Origin of the sequence: Nonomuraea muscovyensis, assembly GCF_014207745.1 — a bacterium.
GTDB classification, from domain to species: Bacteria; Actinomycetota; Actinomycetes; order Streptosporangiales; family Streptosporangiaceae; genus Nonomuraea; species Nonomuraea muscovyensis.
Genome location: NZ_JACHJB010000001.1, coordinates 200141 through 216412, shown reverse-complemented (window position 1 = coordinate 216412; position 16272 = coordinate 200141). Strand labels below are relative to the sequence as shown.

The following is a 16272-nucleotide window of genomic DNA, read 5'->3' as shown; positions in this document are numbered from 1 at the left end:
GGCCGGGCACCGCCTGGTTGGCCACGCTCCGTGCCGCAGGAGATGATCGACGGGGTGCGCGCCTCGCCGGTTGCCCGGTGAGCCCGGAAACGTACGAGCGGGAGGCCACGTGTCGGCAGTGGGGTGGCGGATTCTGCTGGCGCTCGGCGCCATGGTCGTCCTGGCCGGTTGCTCCTCTGCGGAGACGCCCCCGAGGATCCCGCGCTCGCAGCCCTCATGGCAGGTCCTGTCCGGCGATGACTGGCGGGTCGCGGCCGATGACGTGTGCCCGAAGGGTGAGGGGCCGCGGGGGCTGGACTGCCGGTCGAAGGCCGCGGGATATGACGCCTGTGTGAAGCGTCATGGGGTGAGGAAGCTGTGCCGGCAGGCGTTGATCGTCCGCGTCGGATGCAGGTTCGGCAAGCAGGGGATCTCTCGTAGTGAGCGGGACTGTGCCGCGTCTTTCGCGTCGTACCTGTCGTGCCGGACGGGGACTCCCCGCCGCTCCGATGAGGTGTGCGCGGCGGCTGAGTCGGAGTCCGCGCGCTGTCCGCGGACCTTCGATCCGGCCGCCGGCTTCGACTGCGTACGGGCGCGCGACGCCTACTACGAATGCCGGGACGACGTACGAGGCGATCACGGGTCCTGTGCGACGTACATCGAGGTTCTCGGCCTGTGTCACACCTTGAGGGTGAGTTGCTCCGGCCTGCTCGGCACGTATCTCGTGTGCCCGGGCGCGGGTCCTTCTCCGAACGAATGCGCGTTCGGCCTCACCATGAGGATGAACTGCCTGCGGGACCTCACCGACGGGATCTTCCGGCACGCCGCGACATGTGACTCCGTCTGGACGAACACCATGCGGGAGTGCGCGGGCTCCCAGGCGCTGCGGGCGGACGGCCCCACGCCCTGCGCGGGTGGCGCCGGCTGGAGCGAGGCCGACTTCTCGATCTGCGAGAAGCAGGGCGAGTCCGGCGAGACGGTCGGCGTGGCCCACGTGTATCCCCGGTCCGGAGGAATCCGCCGGCCTTGCTGGGCGCACCAGGGTGACGAGCACGCGGTGGACGAGATCTCCCGGCATGCCTCCGGTGGCGATGGCGTTCGCGTCGTGTACCGCCACGGCGAAACGAGCTACGAAACCCTCTTCAGATAATGCTTAATTCCTACCAATTTTGCGGGATACTCTGGTCATGAGCTTCGACAGGACCCGCTCGTCCAAGGAGCGCGCCGAGTCGCCGCTGTCGGCGGCGATCCTGGCCGGCCGGTGGATCAGGTCGGCCGCGGTGGACGACGGGCATGGCCGGTGGTGGCGGGCCAATCCCGACCCGCGGGGCCGCTCGGCCGTCACCCCGGAGTCCTGGTCGCTGTACTCGGGCAGCGCGGGGGTGGTGCTGTTCTTCCTGGAACTGGCCGCCGCGACCGGGCACGAGGCGTACCTGGAGGACGCGCGGGCGGGCGCGCGCCGGCTGGCCGCGACGTGGCGCCGGCAGGGCGACCTGTCGCTCTACCACGGCCTGACCGGGGTGATGATCGCGCTGATGGAGGCCGGTTGGGCGCTGGGCGAGGAGTCGTTCGAGGTCGAGGCGCGGGCGGTCGCGGACCTGATCGTCGAGCGGCGGCGGGAGATCGGGGGCGGTGTCGGCTGGTCCCCGGACCCGGCCCAGCGCGGCGACGGCGGCATCGTGCTCGGCCTGCTGCGCGCCGCCGCCCACCTGGGCGTGCCGGCCTACGAGCAGGCCGCGGTCGAGGCGGGGCTGCGCATCGCCCGGCTGCCCGTGCCCGGCCACCGGTTCGGCGACTGCGCCGACCTGCCCGTGGACGCGGTCACCCCCGGCTTCCTGGCCGGTACGGCCGGCACCGCGTTCCTGCTGGCCCGCCTGTACGGCATCACCGGCGAGACCCGGTTCCTGCGCGCGGCGCGCAGCGGCGCCGACTTCGTCCGCGAGATCAGCACCGTCACCGGCGCGTGCGCCCTCGTCCCGCACCACGTGCCGCAGGCGCGGACGCTGCACTACCTGGGTTTCTGCTCCGGCTCGGCCGGGGTCGCCCGGATGTTCTACGAGTTGCACCAGGTGTCCGGCGACCCGGGCGACCTGGACTGGGTCGAGCGGCTGGCCCGCGGCATCGTCAAGGCGGGTGTGCCGTACCGCCACAGCGAGGGCTTCTGGAACACCGCCTGCCAGTGTTGCGGCACCGCCGGGCTGATCGAGCTGTTCGTCGGCCTGTGGGCGGCCACCGGCCGGCCCGCCCACCTCGACTTCGCCCGGACCCTGGCCGGCCATCTCGTCGGCCGGGCCAGCGGCCACGACGGGCGCGGTTACCGCTGGTACCAGGCCTACCGCAGGTTGCGGCCCGAAGAGGTCAGCGCCGACACCGGCTACATGGTCGGCGCCGCCGGCATCGGCACCTCGCTGCTCCACCTCGACGCCGCCGGGCAGGCCGACCGGCCCCGGTGGGTCATCCTGCTGCCCGACAACCCCTTCCCCGCGATCCCGATCCCCGCCGCCGTGCTGCGGCCCGTGGACGAGCGGGAGCACGGCGACCGGTAGGCCCGATTCCCGCCCCACGGCGGGCCTGCGGGTGGGCCTGCCCGGTCGTGGACCGCGCCGCGGAAGCGACCGCGGCGCGGTCCGGGCCCCCGCGCATCGCGGAGGCGCAGGCGTCGCGGGACGTGATCGCCTGCGCGCTGGAGAGCGACCACGAGGACCTCACCGGGAGCGCTCAGGCGGCCGACCACTCCGGGTCGCGGCCCAGGTAACGCAGCAGCTCGGCCACCTCGTCGTCGCCGTCACGCGGCTCCAGCGCCGCCGCGTAGGCGCCGTACGCGCGCAGCGGCTCGACGATCTGCCGGGCCACGGCCAGCAGCTCCACGGCGTACTCGCGGGTGAGCGTCGTGGGCTGGCCGGTGGCCATGGCGATGTCCCAGGCGTGCACGGCGGCGTCGAGCGCGCACGCGCCGGCGCCCACCTCGGGCGTCAGCTTGTTCGGCGGCACCGGGACGGGCACTTCGGCGGCGGCGCGGTCCACGCCCGCCCACGCCTTCGCCGAGCGCTCCAGCGCCGCCTCCAGGTAGGCCGCGGGCTCCTCGGCCAGCGTGCCCGACGGGGCGAACGGGTTGTCGGCGGGGCCGGGCTCGCCGGTCAGGAAGGACGCGAACCCGATCTGGTCGCCCGCCGCGTGCTGGAGCACCTGGGTGACGTTCCACTGCGCGCACGGCGTCGGCAGCTCCCAGCCGCCCGCCGGGACACCCTGGACGGCGGCGCGCAGCGCCTGGTGGGAGTAGTCGAGGACGGCCCAGCCGGTGACGATGGGAGTGCTCATGGGGGTGTGGCCCTTCTTCTCGGTGACAGTGTTCACTCTATCAGAACGGAACGCTTTATTCCAATAGGTTGACGCTCCCAGCGATGACATGCCGGGTGACATCCCGTACTCCCGCTTGAACGCCTTGGCGAACGCGAACTCCGAGGCGTAGCCGCCGCGCCGGGCGACCAGGCGCAACGGCAGGTCGGTCGTGGCCAGCAGCCGGCCGGCGATGGTCATGCGCCACCAGGTCAGGTACGCCAGCGGAGGCTGCCCCACGACCATGGCGAACCGGCGCGCGAAGGCCGCCCGCGACAGGCCGGCCCGCGCGCCGAGCTCCTCCACGGTCCAGGGGTGGGCCGGGTCGTGGTGCAGGGCGTGCAGCGCGTCGGCGATCGCCGGGCCGGCGAGGGCGGCGGCCCAGCCGGTGGCCGCGTGCCCGGCGTGGTCGCGCAGCCAGGCGCGCAGGATGTTGAGCAGCAGCGTGTCGAGCAGTGCCGGCACCACCGCGTCCGAGCCCGGCCCGGGTCGCTCCAGCTCATCGCCCAGCAGCTCGACGGCGGCGCGCAGCGTGGGGTGCGAGCCGAGCCGGGCCGGCAGGTGGACGACGTCGGGCAGGCCGGTGAGCAGCGGGTGCGCCCTGGCCCGGCTGAGCCGGTAGGCGCCGCACAGCAACAGGGTGGCCGGGCCGGTACGGCTGGCTCGACCCCCGCCCGGCGCCCCTGCCCATGAACTGGCCGCTGAACATCCACGGCTTCGCCGTCGACCTCGTCACCGGTGACCCCGATCGGATGCGCCGTGCCCGGGCGTTCGTCGAGGCCGGACTGCGCTCCGGCACGCTGGCCCCCGTCGTCGACCGCACCTTCGACCTGGCGGAGATCGTGCGGGCGCACCGCCACCTGGAGTCGAACGCCCAGCTCGGCAAGGTCGTCGTCACCGTCACGCATGAGCGCGGGTGACCGGCCGCGACGAGCGCGGTCTCGCCGACGGTCGAGGCCGCGGGCCTGGATGCCGTCCGCGCCGCGTTCGAGTCGGCTGGACGGGTCGGTGTCCGGCGGTGGGGGAGGGTCAGGAGACCGGTGGACGGTGCCACATCGTCAGGCGCATCACCCGGAGGTAGCCCATCGCCTCGTAGACCGACTGCCCCTCGTCGCTGGCGATGAGCGTGGCCGGTTCGGCCGGGGAGACGAGGGTGGCCGCCCAGGTGAGCGCGGTGCCGATGCCCCGGCCGCGGTGCGAGGACATGGTGGACACCCACTCCACGTCCACGATGCCGTGGCCGAGGCGCGCGCCGGAGGTGGCGACGGGACGGTCGCCGTCGTACCCGACGAACAGCCGGATGGGCCCCCGCAGCACGCGCACGTCGCCGAGCACCGTCCCCTCGGCGTCCGGCAGCGGGTACGCCTCGACGAGTGTCCGGACGAAGTCGTCCAGGGTCTTCCGGTCGGTCACCGGGACGATCCGCAGCCCCTTCGGGACGGGCGGCGGCAGGCCGCCCGGCGGGCGCAGCATGAACGGCGGGTGGCCCACCAGTTCCATGCCCGCCGCGGACAGGTCCGGCGTCGGCCAGGCCGACAGGAACACGAAGTGCCGTCCGGGCGGGTAGAACTCCGTGATCCGCCGCGTGACGTCCGGCAGATCGACGTACGGCGGGGGACGCAGCAGCACGGCCGCGTTGTCGAAGACGACGGGCGAGGCCGGGTCGGCCACGGCCAGGTCCGGCCACCGCCGCGACCGCCCGCCGGAGCACGAGGCGACGAAGGCGTTGCGATCGGCGTTGGCCAGCACGAACCTGCGCAGCACCGAGTCACCGGCGTCGAGGTCCGGCTCCCAGCCGTCGGTGAGGTGCGGTCGGCCCATGCTCCCCACCTACCCACCCCGTGGCGGTCCACCTGCCCCGCAGGTCAGCGCAGGATGATCAGCGGTCGGTGACCGGGCGCGGGATCCGGTGGGCGATCCGGCACAATCGACCCTATGCTGGCACCGCCCCACCCGGCCGAGAACCGGCCCGGCGGTCAGGTCGCCCCGCGACGTGACCCACCGGCCGCCCGCCGTTCCCCACGGGGGCGGAAGAGGACGTGATGCAGCGGATGCGCCCCCTCCGACCGACGGACCCGCGGGAGGTCGCCGGCTACGCCCTGAGCGGGCGGCTCGGCCAGGGCGGGCAGGGCACGGTGTTCTTCGGCACCTCGCCGCAGGGCGAGCCCGTCGCCGTCAAGCTGCTGCACGCCCACTTCGGCCACGACCACGACGCCAGGCGCCACTTCCACCGCGAGCTGGCGGCGCTGCAGCGGGTCGCGCCGTTCTGCACCGCCAAGGTGCTCGCCGCCGACCCCGACGCCGACCCGCCGTACGTGGTCAGCGAGTACGTGGACGGCCCGTCGCTGCAGGAGGCGGTGCGGGACCGGGGCGTCATGGCCGGGGCCGACCTCGACCGGCTGGCCGTCGCCACCGCGACGGCGCTGGGCGCCGTCCACGCGGCCGGTGTGGTGCACCGCGACTTCAAGCCCGCGAACGTGCTGCTGGCCGCCGACGGTCCCCGGGTCATCGACTTCGGCATCGCGAGACCCCTCGACGCCACCGCCGCCACGGTCAGCGGCGTCGTCGGCACGCCCGCCTACATGTCGCCCGAGCAGCTCGCGGGCGACCCGGCCGGGCCGCCGCTCGACCTGTTCGCCTGGGGTTGCACGATCGCGTACGCGGCCAACGGGCGGCCGCCGTTCGGGCACGAGCCGTTGCCCGCGGTGATCAACCGCATCCTCAACGCCGAGCCCGACCTGGGGCTGCTGGCGGGGGCGCTGCGCGCGACGGTCGCCGCCTGCCTGGACAAGGACCCCGCCCGGCGGCCGACCGCGCAGCAGGTGCTGCTGGGGCTGATGGACGATCACCGGGGCGGCCGCCTCTTCCCCCTCCTGCCTGTTTCGCCCCAGCCCCGTCCGGGGCCGTCCGGCTCGCCCGCCACCCCGCCGGGACGGCCGGGCGGCCCGCTCCCGGGCGCCCACGCTTCCCCGTCCGGCCCACCCGCCGCCGCATCGGGCCCGAACATCCCGCCGCAGGGTCCGCACGTCTCGCCGCCCGGCTCGCACGGTGCCCAGTCGGGTCCGCGCGATGTGCAGGCGGGTGCGCATGTTTCCCCGTCGGGCTCGCACGGTGTCCCGTCGGGCCCGCACGGTGCCCGGTCGGGCTCGCACGGTGCCCAGTCGGGTCCGTATGGTGTCCCGGCGGGCCCGTACGCGGCCGGGCCCGGCCGGGAGGCCGCTCCTGCGGGGCCGTACGGTCGGCCGTCCGGGGCGCCCGGGGCGCCCTCGGGACCGCCCCGGGTCCCCTCCGGCCCGTACGGGGCCCCGTCCGAGCCGGGTGGGCCGCCGGCCACGCAGCCGGGCCGCAGGCGGACGGGTGTGATCGCCGGTACGGCCGGCGCGGCCTTCGTGGCTGTGGTCGCCGTGATCGCGGTGATCTTCACCACCTTGAGGAACTCACCGGGCGTCACCACCACCCCCGGACCGTCGGCCTCCACCGGCACGGCGACGTCGGCCGGCGGCTCGCCCAGCCCGTCGGCGCGGGCCGCAGGTCAGGTGGCCAGGACGCCCCGGCTCGGGCTGGAGTTCTGGCAGGACGGCGCCCTCGCCCCGATGGCACTCGACGACCTCGACGACGCGGTCACCACCGTCAGCCTGAAGGGCGCGCCGTTCGAGCTGCGCTTCCCCACGCTGGCCAAGGATCGGGCCCTGCAGATCTGCGCCTGGACCGACAGGTCGGTCTTCGCGATCGAGGACGGCGGCAAGGTCGCCGACCATCGGTGCTTCCGGCCCGGCACCGGCCTGGCCGACTACGAGTACGGCTCCGGCACGCTGTTCCTGAACGACGAGGGGCACAACCACCTGGTCGGCACCCGGGTCGCCCGGCATTCGGCCACGCTGGACAAGGTGCTGTTCGCCACGGTGTTCCGGGACGACGTCTCCAAGCCCATGGCCGAGCAGAAGCAGGACGTCTACCTGGCCGTCTTCACCGACCTCGACGGCGACGGGAAGTTCAGGAAGGCCGGGAAGGGCGAGTTCGAGTACGTCGTCCTCGACTTCCCCTCCTGAGCGCCGGAGCGGTGCCCGGGATCACGAGCGGGCGCCGGGATCGGGCGTCGCCGCCCGCTCGATGATCACGACCGGGATCTCCCTCGGCGTCTGTCGCTGGTAGCCCGTGTAGTGCGGCCATATCCCCGTCATCGTCTCCCACAGGCGGGGCCGCTCGTCCGCGGTCGCCGGGCGGGCCACCGCGTCGAACACCTCGGCGGCGACCTGCACGCCGACCTGCGGCTGGGCGAGCAGGTTGGAGAACCAGAGCGGATGGTCGGCGGCGCCGCCGTTGGAGGCGACCACGAGGTAGCGGTCGCCGTCGCGGCCATAGATGAGGGCGGTGCGGCGTGGGAGTCCCGAGCGGCGGCCGATCGTGGTGATCAGCAGGGTGGGCGCGCCATGGAACAGGTGACCGCGGGCGCCGCCGGACTCGGCGTAGCTCTTGACGTGCCTGGCCACCCACCCGGTCGGGCTGTCGATCGGCTCCTGGTTCATCGGGCGGCTCCGCTCACAGGGCGGTCGGTCCGCCGGCGTGCCCACGCGAGTCCGTGGGTCGCGGCGCCGGGGACCGGGACGGATTCCGGTGGATGCGCGGCGGCGAGAGCGCGGGCGGGGGGCGAGTTCAGGGAGATGCGCATGGAACTCCTTCGTATAACCAAATTTGGTTAACCAAATTTGGTTATCGAACTATGGTTCATCCGCCTTTCCGTCGTCAAGCCGTCAAGCCGTCAAGCCGGTTCCCGGCCGCTCAGGCCGGCCTCTCGCCCCGTTCCAGTCGGCCGATCAGGTCGTGGGTCCACGCCGCGTCGCCCGCCGCCTGCGCGGCGCGCCAGGCGAACAGCTCGGCGACGTGCCTGGGGCGCTCTCCCTCCCGGGCCGTGGCCACGATGCGCGCCCGCTCCTCCTCCAGGGCGTGCGCGCGCTTCCCGAGCAGTGTGATCACTTCCTCGTCGGGCAGTGCGGGCAGCATGACCAGGGCCGCGCTGAGCAGTTCGGGACGCCGGTCGGGCACGCTCAGGGCCGCCCTGAGCAGCCGGAGGAACTCCGCCTCCCCCTTGTCGTTGATGGCGTAGTCGACACGGCCCGGCCACTCGTGCACCTCGCCGACGTCCAGCAGGCCCTCCTTGGCCAGTTGGCGGAGCGCGTGGTAGATCGAGCCCGATCTGAGCCCGGCCCATCGTTCGGCCTCCCACGACTCCAGCTCGGAGCCCACCAGGTAGCCGTGCGCCCGACCGTGCATCCGCACCACGCCGAGGACCAGCAGCCGCGTCGCCGACATCGTCTCCCTCACCCCGCGCCGGCGGCGGTGATGACGCTGTCCAGCAGGCCGGGGAAGCGGGTGTCGAGGTCGGCGCGGCGCAGGGAGTTGAGCTTCGCGGTGCCGCGGTAGACCTGGGAGATGATCCCGGCCTCGCGCAGCACGCGGTAGTGGTGGGTGCCGGTCGACTTGCTGACCGCCAGGTCGATCTCCGAGCAGGCCACCTCGCGGCCGGCCTCCGCCAGGAAGCGCACCACTTCGAGCCGCATGGGGTCGGCGAGCGCGTGTAGGACGGACTCCAGCCGGAGCTCCTCGGTGCTCGGGTGCTCCAGGACTCGTGTCGACATGCGCGTCCTCCTCTCTCCTCCCAATAGTACGAAGGTTCTCGTATTACGACATCTCTCGTAGTACGATAAACCTCGTACGAGCTGACGAGAGGGGTCCCCGTGCTGTTCGAGCCCATCACGCTGCGGTCGCTCACCATCCCCAATCGGGCCTGGATGGCGCCCATGTGCCAGTACTGCGCCGCCACCGACGGCCCCGACGCCGGAGTGCCGCACGACTGGCACCTGACGCACCTGGGCGCCCGTGCGGTCGGAGGCGCCGGGCTCATCATGACGGAGGCCACGGCCGTCTCACCCGAGGGCCGGATCAGCCCCGCCGACCTCGGCCTCTGGAACGGTCGGCAGGAGGAGGCGTTCGGCCGGGTCGCGCGGTTCGTGCGGCAGGCCGGCAGCGTCGCCGGGATCCAGCTCGCGCACGCCGGCCGTAAGGCGGCCACCGACCGGCCGTGGCGGGGCGGTGCGCCGGTCGGCACCGAGGCGGGCGGTTGGCGGCCGGTCGCCCCCAGCGCGATCCCGTTCCGCGAGGGTCACCCGGTGCCGGCCGAGCTCACGGTCGAGGAGATCGGCCGCGTCGTGGCCGACTTCGGGCGGGCCGCGGAGCGGGCGCTGCGGGCCGGCTTCCAGGTGGTGGAGGTGCACGGCGCGCACGGGTACCTGATCGGCGAGTTCCTGTCCCCGCACAGCAACCACCGCACCGACGGCTACGGCGGCTCGTTCGCCGGCCGTACCCGCTTCGCGCTGGAGGTCGTCGACGCCGTACGCGCCGTCTGGCCGGCCGAACTGCCGGTGTTCTTCCGGATCTCGGCCACCGACTGGCTGCCCGACGGCCAGGGCTGGACCGTGGACGACACGGTGCGGCTCGCCAAGGACCTGCTCGCCCGCGGTGTCGACCTGCTCGACACCTCCAGTGGAGGCAACGCGGCCGGGGCGAAGGTGCGCACCGGGCCCGGCTACCAGGTACCGTTCGCGGCCCGGGTGCGCCAGGAGACCGACCTGCTCGTGGCCGCCGTCGGCCTGATCACCGACCCGCACCAGGCCGAGGAGATCCTCACCGCCGGGCGGGCCGACGCCGTCATGCTCGGCCGCGAGTTGCTGCGCGACCCGTACTGGCCCCACCACGCCGCCCGCGCGCTCGGCGTGCGGACGCGCTGGCCCGACCCGTACGGCTACGCCGTCTGAGAGGGCGCGCCCCGGGCGCTCTACGCTGGCCGGATGAGCGAGGCGATCTTCGAGGAACTGAGAACCGCCCGGCTGGCCCTGCGGCGGCCGGCCGAGGCCGACATCGACGCGATCTTCGAGATCCACGGCGACCCCCGGACCTGTGTCCACAATCCCTCCGACGCGCTCGCCGACCCCGGCGAGGCGAAGGAGCTCTACCACCGCTGGGACGACCAGTGGCGCAGGCACGGATACGGCTACTGGGTCGTCCGGCGCCACGACTCGTCCGAACCGCTCGGCTTCTGCGGCGTCAAGCCCATGGACCTGCGCGGCATGGAGATCCTCAACCTCTTCTACCGCTTCGCCGTCGCGGCATGGGGCCAGGGCTACGCCGGCGAGGCCGCGACCGCGGTCACGGCCTGGGCGGCCGAGCACCGGCCCGGCCTGCCGCTGATCGCCCGGGTCAGGCCGGCCAACGTCGCCTCCCAGCGCGTCGCGGCCCGGGCCGGCCTGACCCGCGCCGCGCACCTCGACGGCCCCGGCTTCGACGGCCACGACTGGATCTACGCGACGAGACTGCCGGGCCGGGGCTGACGTCCTCACGCGACGCCGTGATCCCGGATTCCGCGTCGTCCTCGGCCTCTCCTCCCGAACTCACCGGACCAGTTCGGTGCGCAATTCGTGGCTCTCGTCGGGCAGCCGGGCCTCGTAGAAGAGGCGGTGGCCGCCCGCCGGTAGAGGCAGGACGTCGAGGTAGCGGACGTCCACCACGGGTGGGCCCGCGACCGGCACGAGCCGTGCGGCGTCGCCGGGGCGGGCGGGGACGGCCAGGCCGGTCCGCTCGAACCAGTTCTCCCGCGCCGAGGCGCGCCCGTCGTAGCAGGCGCGGCCGTCGGGCAGGACGCTGGTCAGCCGCGCGCCGCGGGCGTCCCACGCGCCGGGCCGGCCGGTGAGCGCCGTGCCGTGCCACCGCCAGGTCAGCCCGTCGGCGCTGGTGGCGTAGGCGGTGCTCATGCGGTCCTCCGCGCCGGGCTCGTCGAGGGGGTGGCAGCAGATCCACGCCCGCCGCCGGCCGCCGTCGTACCGGATCACCGGGTCCTTGACCGCCGTGCGCGCGTCCCCCTCGAACACCGGGCGTGCCTGCGCCCTGGCCAGCCCTTCCGGGGTGCCCGCCTCCAGGACGCCGATCCACCAGTGCTTGGTGCCCGGTGTGGCGCAGCTGACGTAGAGGCGCCACCGGCCCGAGGGGGTGCGGACCAGAGCGGGGCGTTCGACCATCGCCGCGCCGAAGCGGTCCCGGGTCAGGACGGCGACCGTGGTGTACCGCTCGCCGTCGGCCGACCGCGCGATGACGTTGTGGTCAGCCCCGGATCGTACGCGGTAGGCGAGGACGAACGTCCCGTCGGCGTCGAGCGCCGCGCTCGGCGCGCCCGCCCACTGCTGCGGGCCGGGTCCGGGCGCCGGCACGGCCACTACGGGCGGCCCGCCCCCTGGCAGCGGGAAGGCGACGGGAGAAGCCGGTTGGGTGTGGGATGCCATGGCATCCAGCATCGCCGCCCGACCCCGCGCGGCGGGAGTGGCAGCACTGCCCGGGTGCGGGAAGTTCCTGCCATAATCGGGCTCGTGATCCGGAACGTCGTCGCCGTCGTCGGCGACCAGGTGGCCGCCTTCGAGCTGGGCGTGGTCTGCCAGGTTTTCGGTCTGGACCGGTCGGACGACGGCCTGCCCGTCCACGACTTCGCGGTGTGCGCGCCGCGCCCCGGGGCCGTCCCGACCACGTCGGGGTTCGCGATCCAGGTCGAGCACGGGCTGGAGCGGCTGGCGGCCGCCGACCTGGTGGCCGTTCCGGCCTGGCCGCAGCTCGACGCGCCCGTGCCGGAGCAGCTCCTGGCGGCCCTGCGCGAGGCCGCCGGGCGCGGCACCCAGGTGCTCTCGATCTGCACGGGCGCGTTCCTGCCGGCCGCCGCCGGGCTGCTCGACGGCCGCCGCGCCGCCACCCACTGGCAGTTCGCCGGCCTGCTCGCCCGGCGCTTCCCCCGGGTCAGGGTGGACCGCGACATCCTGTACGTCGCCGACGGGCCCGTGCTGAGCAGTGCGGGAGCCGCCGCCGGGATCGACGCCTGCCTGCACCTGGTCCGCCGCGAGTACGGAGCCGCGACGGCCAACGCGCTGGCCCGGCGGATGGTGGTGCCCGCCCACCGCTCGGGCGGGCAGGCCCAGTTCGTGGAGGCGCCCGTGCCGGCGCCGCGCACGCCGTACGAGCTGTCGGAGCTGATCGACTGGATGCAGGAGCACCTCGCTGAGCCGCTCACGGTCCGGACGCTGGCGGCGCGGGCGGCGATGTCGCCGCGGACGTTCGCCAGGAGGTTCAAGGCGGCGACCGGCACCACGCCGCACCGATGGCTCCTCGACCAGCGTCTCCAGCTCGCCGAGGAGCTGCTGGAGACGACCGACCTGGCGGTGGAGGCGGTGGCGGCGTGCGCCGGGTTCGGCGGCGCGGACACCCTCCGCCACCACTTCGCGGCACGCCGGGGCGTCGCCCCCGCCGCCCACCGCCGCGCCTTCCGTCGTGACCTTCAGGCCCGCTGAGGCCCGGGGAGCGCGTCGACGTCACGCGATCCACACCGGCCCCGGGCCTGCGTACCGGCGGACGCTAGCCGGTGATCTTCTTTCCGTTCGGCCCGACCGCGTACCACTCGGCGCCGAACTCCTCGATGTCGTGCCCGCTGGTGTCACCCGCCTTCTCGTCGCCCTGGTAGTAGTACAGCGGCCAGTCGCCGTAGACGACCTGCGTGCCGCCGTCGTCCCGCTTCGTCGTGGAGAGCAGGTCCTGCTTCGCCCCTTCCTCGGCCTTCGGCTTGCCCTCGGTCAGGTACGGCGGCCATGCCTTCGCGCACGCGCCATCGCAGCTCGACTTGCCGTTCTTGTCCTTCTCGAACAGGTAGAGCGTGCGTCCCTCGCCGTCGACGAGGATCCGGCCGATGCCCGACTCGGCCATGCCCACCGGTGCGTCGGGCACCGGCGTGGCCGCGCCGGGGCTGCCGTCCGGCGACATCCCGGTCTCCGGAGGCGAGCCGTCCGGGCCGGGACTGGCGGGCGAGTACGAGGCGGGCGCGGGCGGGGCCGACGCCGGCTCGGCCCCGCCTCCCGTCCCGCCGCAGGCGGTGAGCAGGAACAGTGCGATGGTCGTCCCGATCAAGGGGGCTGGAAGTGTCCTCATGCCCCAAGGATCGGGACGGCCCCGCCTCCGGGTCCGGCGTATGGGGCGCGTCTTGCGGAACCCTTGCGCTAACCCGTCCCCCGCATTAGCCGGAGCGGGGAATCAGGCCGGGCGAACCCCGGAGTGAGGGCGGCATTCTCCACACGACTATCGGCGAGACGCCCGCGGACGCATAGCCTGGCGGGGTGAACCAGCCATCCGACCGTTTACCGCCGCGCTTCTGGTCGGCGCCGGCCGTCGCCGCCGCCTTGGCCACGTGCGACGTCCCGGCCCTGATCGGAGAGATCCGCAGGGAGCGCGGCTGGACGCAGACCGAGCTGGCCGAGGTGATCGGCTACTCCCAGAGCTGGGTGTCCAAGGTGCTGCGCGGCCGCCAGCCGCTCACCGTGGACCAGGTGCGGGAGGTGGCCGGTCGGCTCGGGATACCGCTCCACCTGCTCCGCTTCGGCGAGCGGCCCGGCGAGCGGGCGGGCGAGCGGCCCGGTGAGCAGGCGGGTGAGTGGCTGGACGAGCGGCCCGGCGAGCGGGTGGTCGTGCGGGTGGACGAGACCACCGCGCTGACCCTGACGAGCATCACGGGAGCCCGCCGCCGGCTGGAGGCTGCGACGCCGTCCAGGAAACTGGTCCGCGGCGCCGTCGCCCACGTCGACCTGGCCGGGCGGGTGCTGCGCCGGATCGACCACCGCCTGGCCGACGAGGTGCGCGCCGGGCTCAGCGAGGCGGCCGGGTTCGCCGCGTGGATCCACGGTGACATGCTCGACCGCGGCACCGCCCGCGTCTACTACCGGCTCGCCGTGGACAGCGCCCGCCAGGCCGGTCATCGCCTGCTCGCCGCGTACATGCTCGGCAGCCGGGCCGCGTTCGAGGTCGAGGCCGACGAGCCGGAGCTGGCGCTCACCCTGCTCGCACGCGCGCGGCGCGAGCTCGGCGGCGACCCGCCGCACACGGCCCGCGCCTGGCTGTCGAGCATCGAGGCGATCGGTCACGCGGCGGGGCGCGACGCCGACGCCGCCCACAGCGCCCTGCGTGTCGCCGAGGCCGCCGTGACCCGCGGCGAGCGCGCGGTCACCCCGCCGTGGCCGTGGGTGTTCCCGTTCGACCACGCCAAGCTCGCCGGCTACCGGGCCGTGGTCTCGGTACGGCTGGGCCGGGCGGGGGAGGCCGAGCGGGCCTTCTCCGAGTCGCTGGCCGCCTCCTCGCCCGCCGCCAAGCAGCATGGTGTCCTGATGACCGAGATGGCCACCGCCAAGGCCATGGCCGGCCGCCACGACGAGGCTTTCGACCTGGCCGCCGACGCCCTGAGCCTCGGGGTCGCCTACGGCTCCGACCGCGTCATCCAGCGCGCCAGGACATTCCGCCGGGCGTACGCCGGCCCGGTGACGGCCACCGTACGCACCTTCGACGAGAGACTGCACGCCACGATGCTGTAGGAGTGGGCATGACCCGCATCGCGATCTCCGGCCACCGGGGGCTGCCGCCCGACACCGCCGACCTGGTGGACACCGAGCTCCGGGCGGTGCTGGCAGCGGAGCCGTCCCCTCTCACCGGCCTGTCGTGCCTGGCCGACGGGGCCGACCAGCTCTTCGCCCGCGCGGTCCTCGACCTCGGTGGCTCGCTGGAGGCGGTGGTCCCCGCCCAGCGCTACCGGGAGGCGCTGCCCGAGGAGGCGCAGGACGGGTACGACGAGCTGGTCGGGCACGCCGACGAGGTGCACCGGCTGCCGTTCGTCGAGTCCACCTCCGAGTCGCACATGGCGGCCGGTCGCCACATGCTGGACGACGCCGACGAGTTGCTCGCCGTGTGGGACGGCCTGCCCGCCCGCGGGCACGGCGGCACGGCCGACGTCGTCGCCGAGGCGCGGGCCCGCGGCATCCGGGTGCGCGTCATCTGGCCCGCCGGCGCGCACCGCGACTGAGCCCGGCCGCCACGCGTCGCCAGGTCACGCGGGCCACCACCAGGGGTGGACCAGGATCTACCCCCGCCCGTCCACGGACCCGGCCCCGCGATCATCGCGGGGCCCCGTGCCGCTCAGCCGCCTCACGGGCCCGCCTGCCACGGCGTTCGCTCACGGGCGGCGTACCGGCCGGGGCGCTTTGCCGTACGGAGGGCCTGGGCGGGAACTCCGGGCCGCGAGCCGGAGAACGCCTGGGTAATTTCACCGCACGAAGAGGTGGTCTTTGCCCACCATCACGTGGCGCACAACGTTCGTCGCTCAGCGTGGATAAACGCTTCCGGTCGATTCTTGTCAGGACCCTCAGGGCAATCCGACCAAATCTGGACTTTTGCCTCTGCAAGATGACTGGCTCCACGGACTCGCCCTAGCGTGAAGAAGAGATCGCGACGCTGGTGGCCATTTTCCGGCCTTGACCTGGCGTTGCGCGTCAGGGCAGTCGCCCGCAGCACACTCACCGGAGATGGCAAGGAGTCATCTGTCATGATCAACTTCAGGAACGCTCTCGCCACCGGCGCGATGGTGGCCACCGCCTTCGTCGCACCCGCGGCGATCTCGGCGCAGCCCGCCGGCGCGGCGCCCGTCCTCAGCGAGTCGACCGCGACGACGGTGGACTACCCGACGAAGCCGTGCTGGAAGCACAAGAAGCCCTGGAAGGTGAATCACTGCCGTAACTGGAGCGGCGGCGGCGGTGGCGGCGGCGGCGGTGGCGGCGGCGGTGGCGGCGGCGGTGGCGGCGGCGGCGGTGGCGGCGGCGGTGGCGGTGGCGGCGGCGGTGGCGGCGGCGGTGGCGGCGGCGGTGGCGGCGGCGGTGGCGGCGGTGCCGTCGTCAACAACAACAACACCAACACCAACATCAACAACTGATCCGCACACCACCCGGCACGCTGCCTCAACGTCACCGGAGCTCCGCCCCGGCGGGGAGTCCCCGGCCGTGAGCGAAGCCGTACCAGAGAAACAGGGCCGCCCCGGTCGCCGGTGACGGCCCTTCAACC

The 16272-nt window shown here is 74.0% G+C and carries 17 protein-coding genes and 1 pseudogene; 10 read left to right on the top strand and 8 right to left on the bottom strand.

All coding sequences use genetic code 11. The features are described from left to right. Positions 1–151: 151 nt before the first annotated feature. Both FHU36_RS01005 and FHU36_RS01000 read left to right on the top strand, forming a co-directional pair. Entirely contained in the window at positions 152–1129 is a 978-nt protein-coding gene (locus FHU36_RS01005) for a hypothetical protein (protein ID WP_185081926.1), read from the top strand. Between the two features lie 37 nt (positions 1130–1166). Then, on the top strand, positions 1167–2525 hold the full coding sequence (locus FHU36_RS01000) for a lanthionine synthetase LanC family protein (RefSeq protein WP_185081925.1): 1359 nt from the start codon (positions 1167–1169) through the stop codon (positions 2523–2525). A 172-nt stretch (positions 2526–2697) separates the two neighbouring features. Here the strand turns inward: FHU36_RS01000 and FHU36_RS46730 are convergent, their stop codons facing one another. Further along, on the bottom strand, positions 2698–3621 hold the full coding sequence (locus FHU36_RS46730; RefSeq protein WP_376774134.1) for a TIGR03086 family metal-binding protein: 924 nt from the start codon (positions 3619–3621) through the stop codon (positions 2698–2700). Between the two features lie 120 nt (positions 3622–3741). Beyond that, positions 3742–3975 (bottom strand): annotated as a pseudogene (locus FHU36_RS46725) (cupin domain-containing protein); the annotation flags it as partial. A gap of 29 nt (positions 3976–4004) precedes the next feature. Here FHU36_RS46725 and FHU36_RS00985 point away from each other — a divergent pair. Then, complete coding sequence (locus FHU36_RS00985) at positions 4005–4235, top strand: zinc-binding dehydrogenase (protein ID WP_185081924.1); 231 nt, start codon at positions 4005–4007, stop codon at positions 4233–4235. A gap of 109 nt (positions 4236–4344) precedes the next feature. On the opposite strand, the gene FHU36_RS00980 is transcribed toward FHU36_RS00985, so the two are convergent. After that, positions 4345–5136 carry a GNAT family N-acetyltransferase gene (locus FHU36_RS00980; protein ID WP_185081923.1) on the bottom strand — a complete coding sequence of 264 codons (792 nt, stop codon included), beginning with the start codon at positions 5134–5136 and terminating at the stop codon, positions 4345–4347. Positions 5137–5357: 221 nt separating this feature from the next. Here FHU36_RS00980 and FHU36_RS00975 point away from each other — a divergent pair, with 221 nt between their 5' ends. Then, positions 5358–7364 carry a serine/threonine protein kinase gene (locus FHU36_RS00975; RefSeq protein ID WP_281394135.1) on the top strand — a complete coding sequence of 669 codons (2007 nt, stop codon included), beginning with the start codon at positions 5358–5360 and terminating at the stop codon, positions 7362–7364. 21 nt (positions 7365–7385) lie between these two features. Here FHU36_RS00975 and FHU36_RS00970 read toward each other — a convergent pair whose 3' ends face one another. The 3 genes from FHU36_RS00970 to FHU36_RS00960 form a co-directional block, all read right to left on the bottom strand. Further along, positions 7386–7841: a nitroreductase family deazaflavin-dependent oxidoreductase gene (locus tag FHU36_RS00970; RefSeq protein WP_185081921.1), complete on the bottom strand. Its 456-nt coding sequence runs from the start codon at positions 7839–7841 to the stop codon at positions 7386–7388. Between the two features lie 253 nt (positions 7842–8094). After that, entirely contained in the window at positions 8095–8625 is a 531-nt protein-coding gene (locus FHU36_RS00965; RefSeq protein WP_185081920.1) for a PadR family transcriptional regulator, read from the bottom strand. Positions 8626–8633: 8 nt separating this feature from the next. Further along, entirely contained in the window at positions 8634–8951 is a 318-nt protein-coding gene (locus tag FHU36_RS00960) for an ArsR/SmtB family transcription factor (protein WP_185081919.1), read from the bottom strand. A 99-nt stretch (positions 8952–9050) separates the two neighbouring features. Between FHU36_RS00960 and FHU36_RS00955 the strand changes: the two genes are divergently transcribed. Further along, on the top strand, positions 9051–10127 hold the full coding sequence (locus FHU36_RS00955) for an NADH:flavin oxidoreductase/NADH oxidase (RefSeq protein WP_376774104.1): 1077 nt from the start codon (positions 9051–9053) through the stop codon (positions 10125–10127). 33 nt (positions 10128–10160) lie between these two features. Next, positions 10161–10700 (top strand): GNAT family N-acetyltransferase, encoded by a 540-nt coding sequence (locus FHU36_RS00950; protein WP_185081918.1) that lies wholly within the window; start codon positions 10161–10163, stop codon positions 10698–10700. A 60-nt stretch (positions 10701–10760) separates the two neighbouring features. On the opposite strand, the gene FHU36_RS00945 is transcribed toward FHU36_RS00950, so the two are convergent. Beyond that, on the bottom strand, positions 10761–11645 hold the full coding sequence (locus tag FHU36_RS00945; RefSeq protein WP_185081917.1) for a glycoside hydrolase family protein: 885 nt from the start codon (positions 11643–11645) through the stop codon (positions 10761–10763). A gap of 87 nt (positions 11646–11732) precedes the next feature. Here FHU36_RS00945 and FHU36_RS00940 point away from each other — a divergent pair, with 87 nt between their 5' ends. Continuing rightward, entirely contained in the window at positions 11733–12695 is a 963-nt protein-coding gene (locus tag FHU36_RS00940; RefSeq protein ID WP_446685844.1) for a helix-turn-helix domain-containing protein, read from the top strand. 64 nt (positions 12696–12759) lie between these two features. Here FHU36_RS00940 and FHU36_RS00935 read toward each other — a convergent pair whose 3' ends face one another. Beyond that, positions 12760–13326 carry a COG4315 family predicted lipoprotein gene (locus FHU36_RS00935; protein WP_185081915.1) on the bottom strand — a complete coding sequence of 189 codons (567 nt, stop codon included), beginning with the start codon at positions 13324–13326 and terminating at the stop codon, positions 12760–12762. A 185-nt stretch (positions 13327–13511) separates the two neighbouring features. Between FHU36_RS00935 and FHU36_RS00930 the strand changes: the two genes are divergently transcribed. From FHU36_RS00930 to FHU36_RS00920, 3 genes are all read left to right on the top strand, one after another. Next, entirely contained in the window at positions 13512–14756 is a 1245-nt protein-coding gene (locus tag FHU36_RS00930; protein ID WP_185081914.1) for a helix-turn-helix domain-containing protein, read from the top strand. Between the two features lie 8 nt (positions 14757–14764). Next, entirely contained in the window at positions 14765–15241 is a 477-nt protein-coding gene (locus tag FHU36_RS00925) for a hypothetical protein (protein ID WP_185081913.1), read from the top strand. A gap of 519 nt (positions 15242–15760) precedes the next feature. Continuing rightward, positions 15761–16144: a hypothetical protein gene (locus FHU36_RS00920; protein ID WP_185081912.1), complete on the top strand. Its 384-nt coding sequence runs from the start codon at positions 15761–15763 to the stop codon at positions 16142–16144. Positions 16145–16272: the final 128 nt, after the last annotated feature.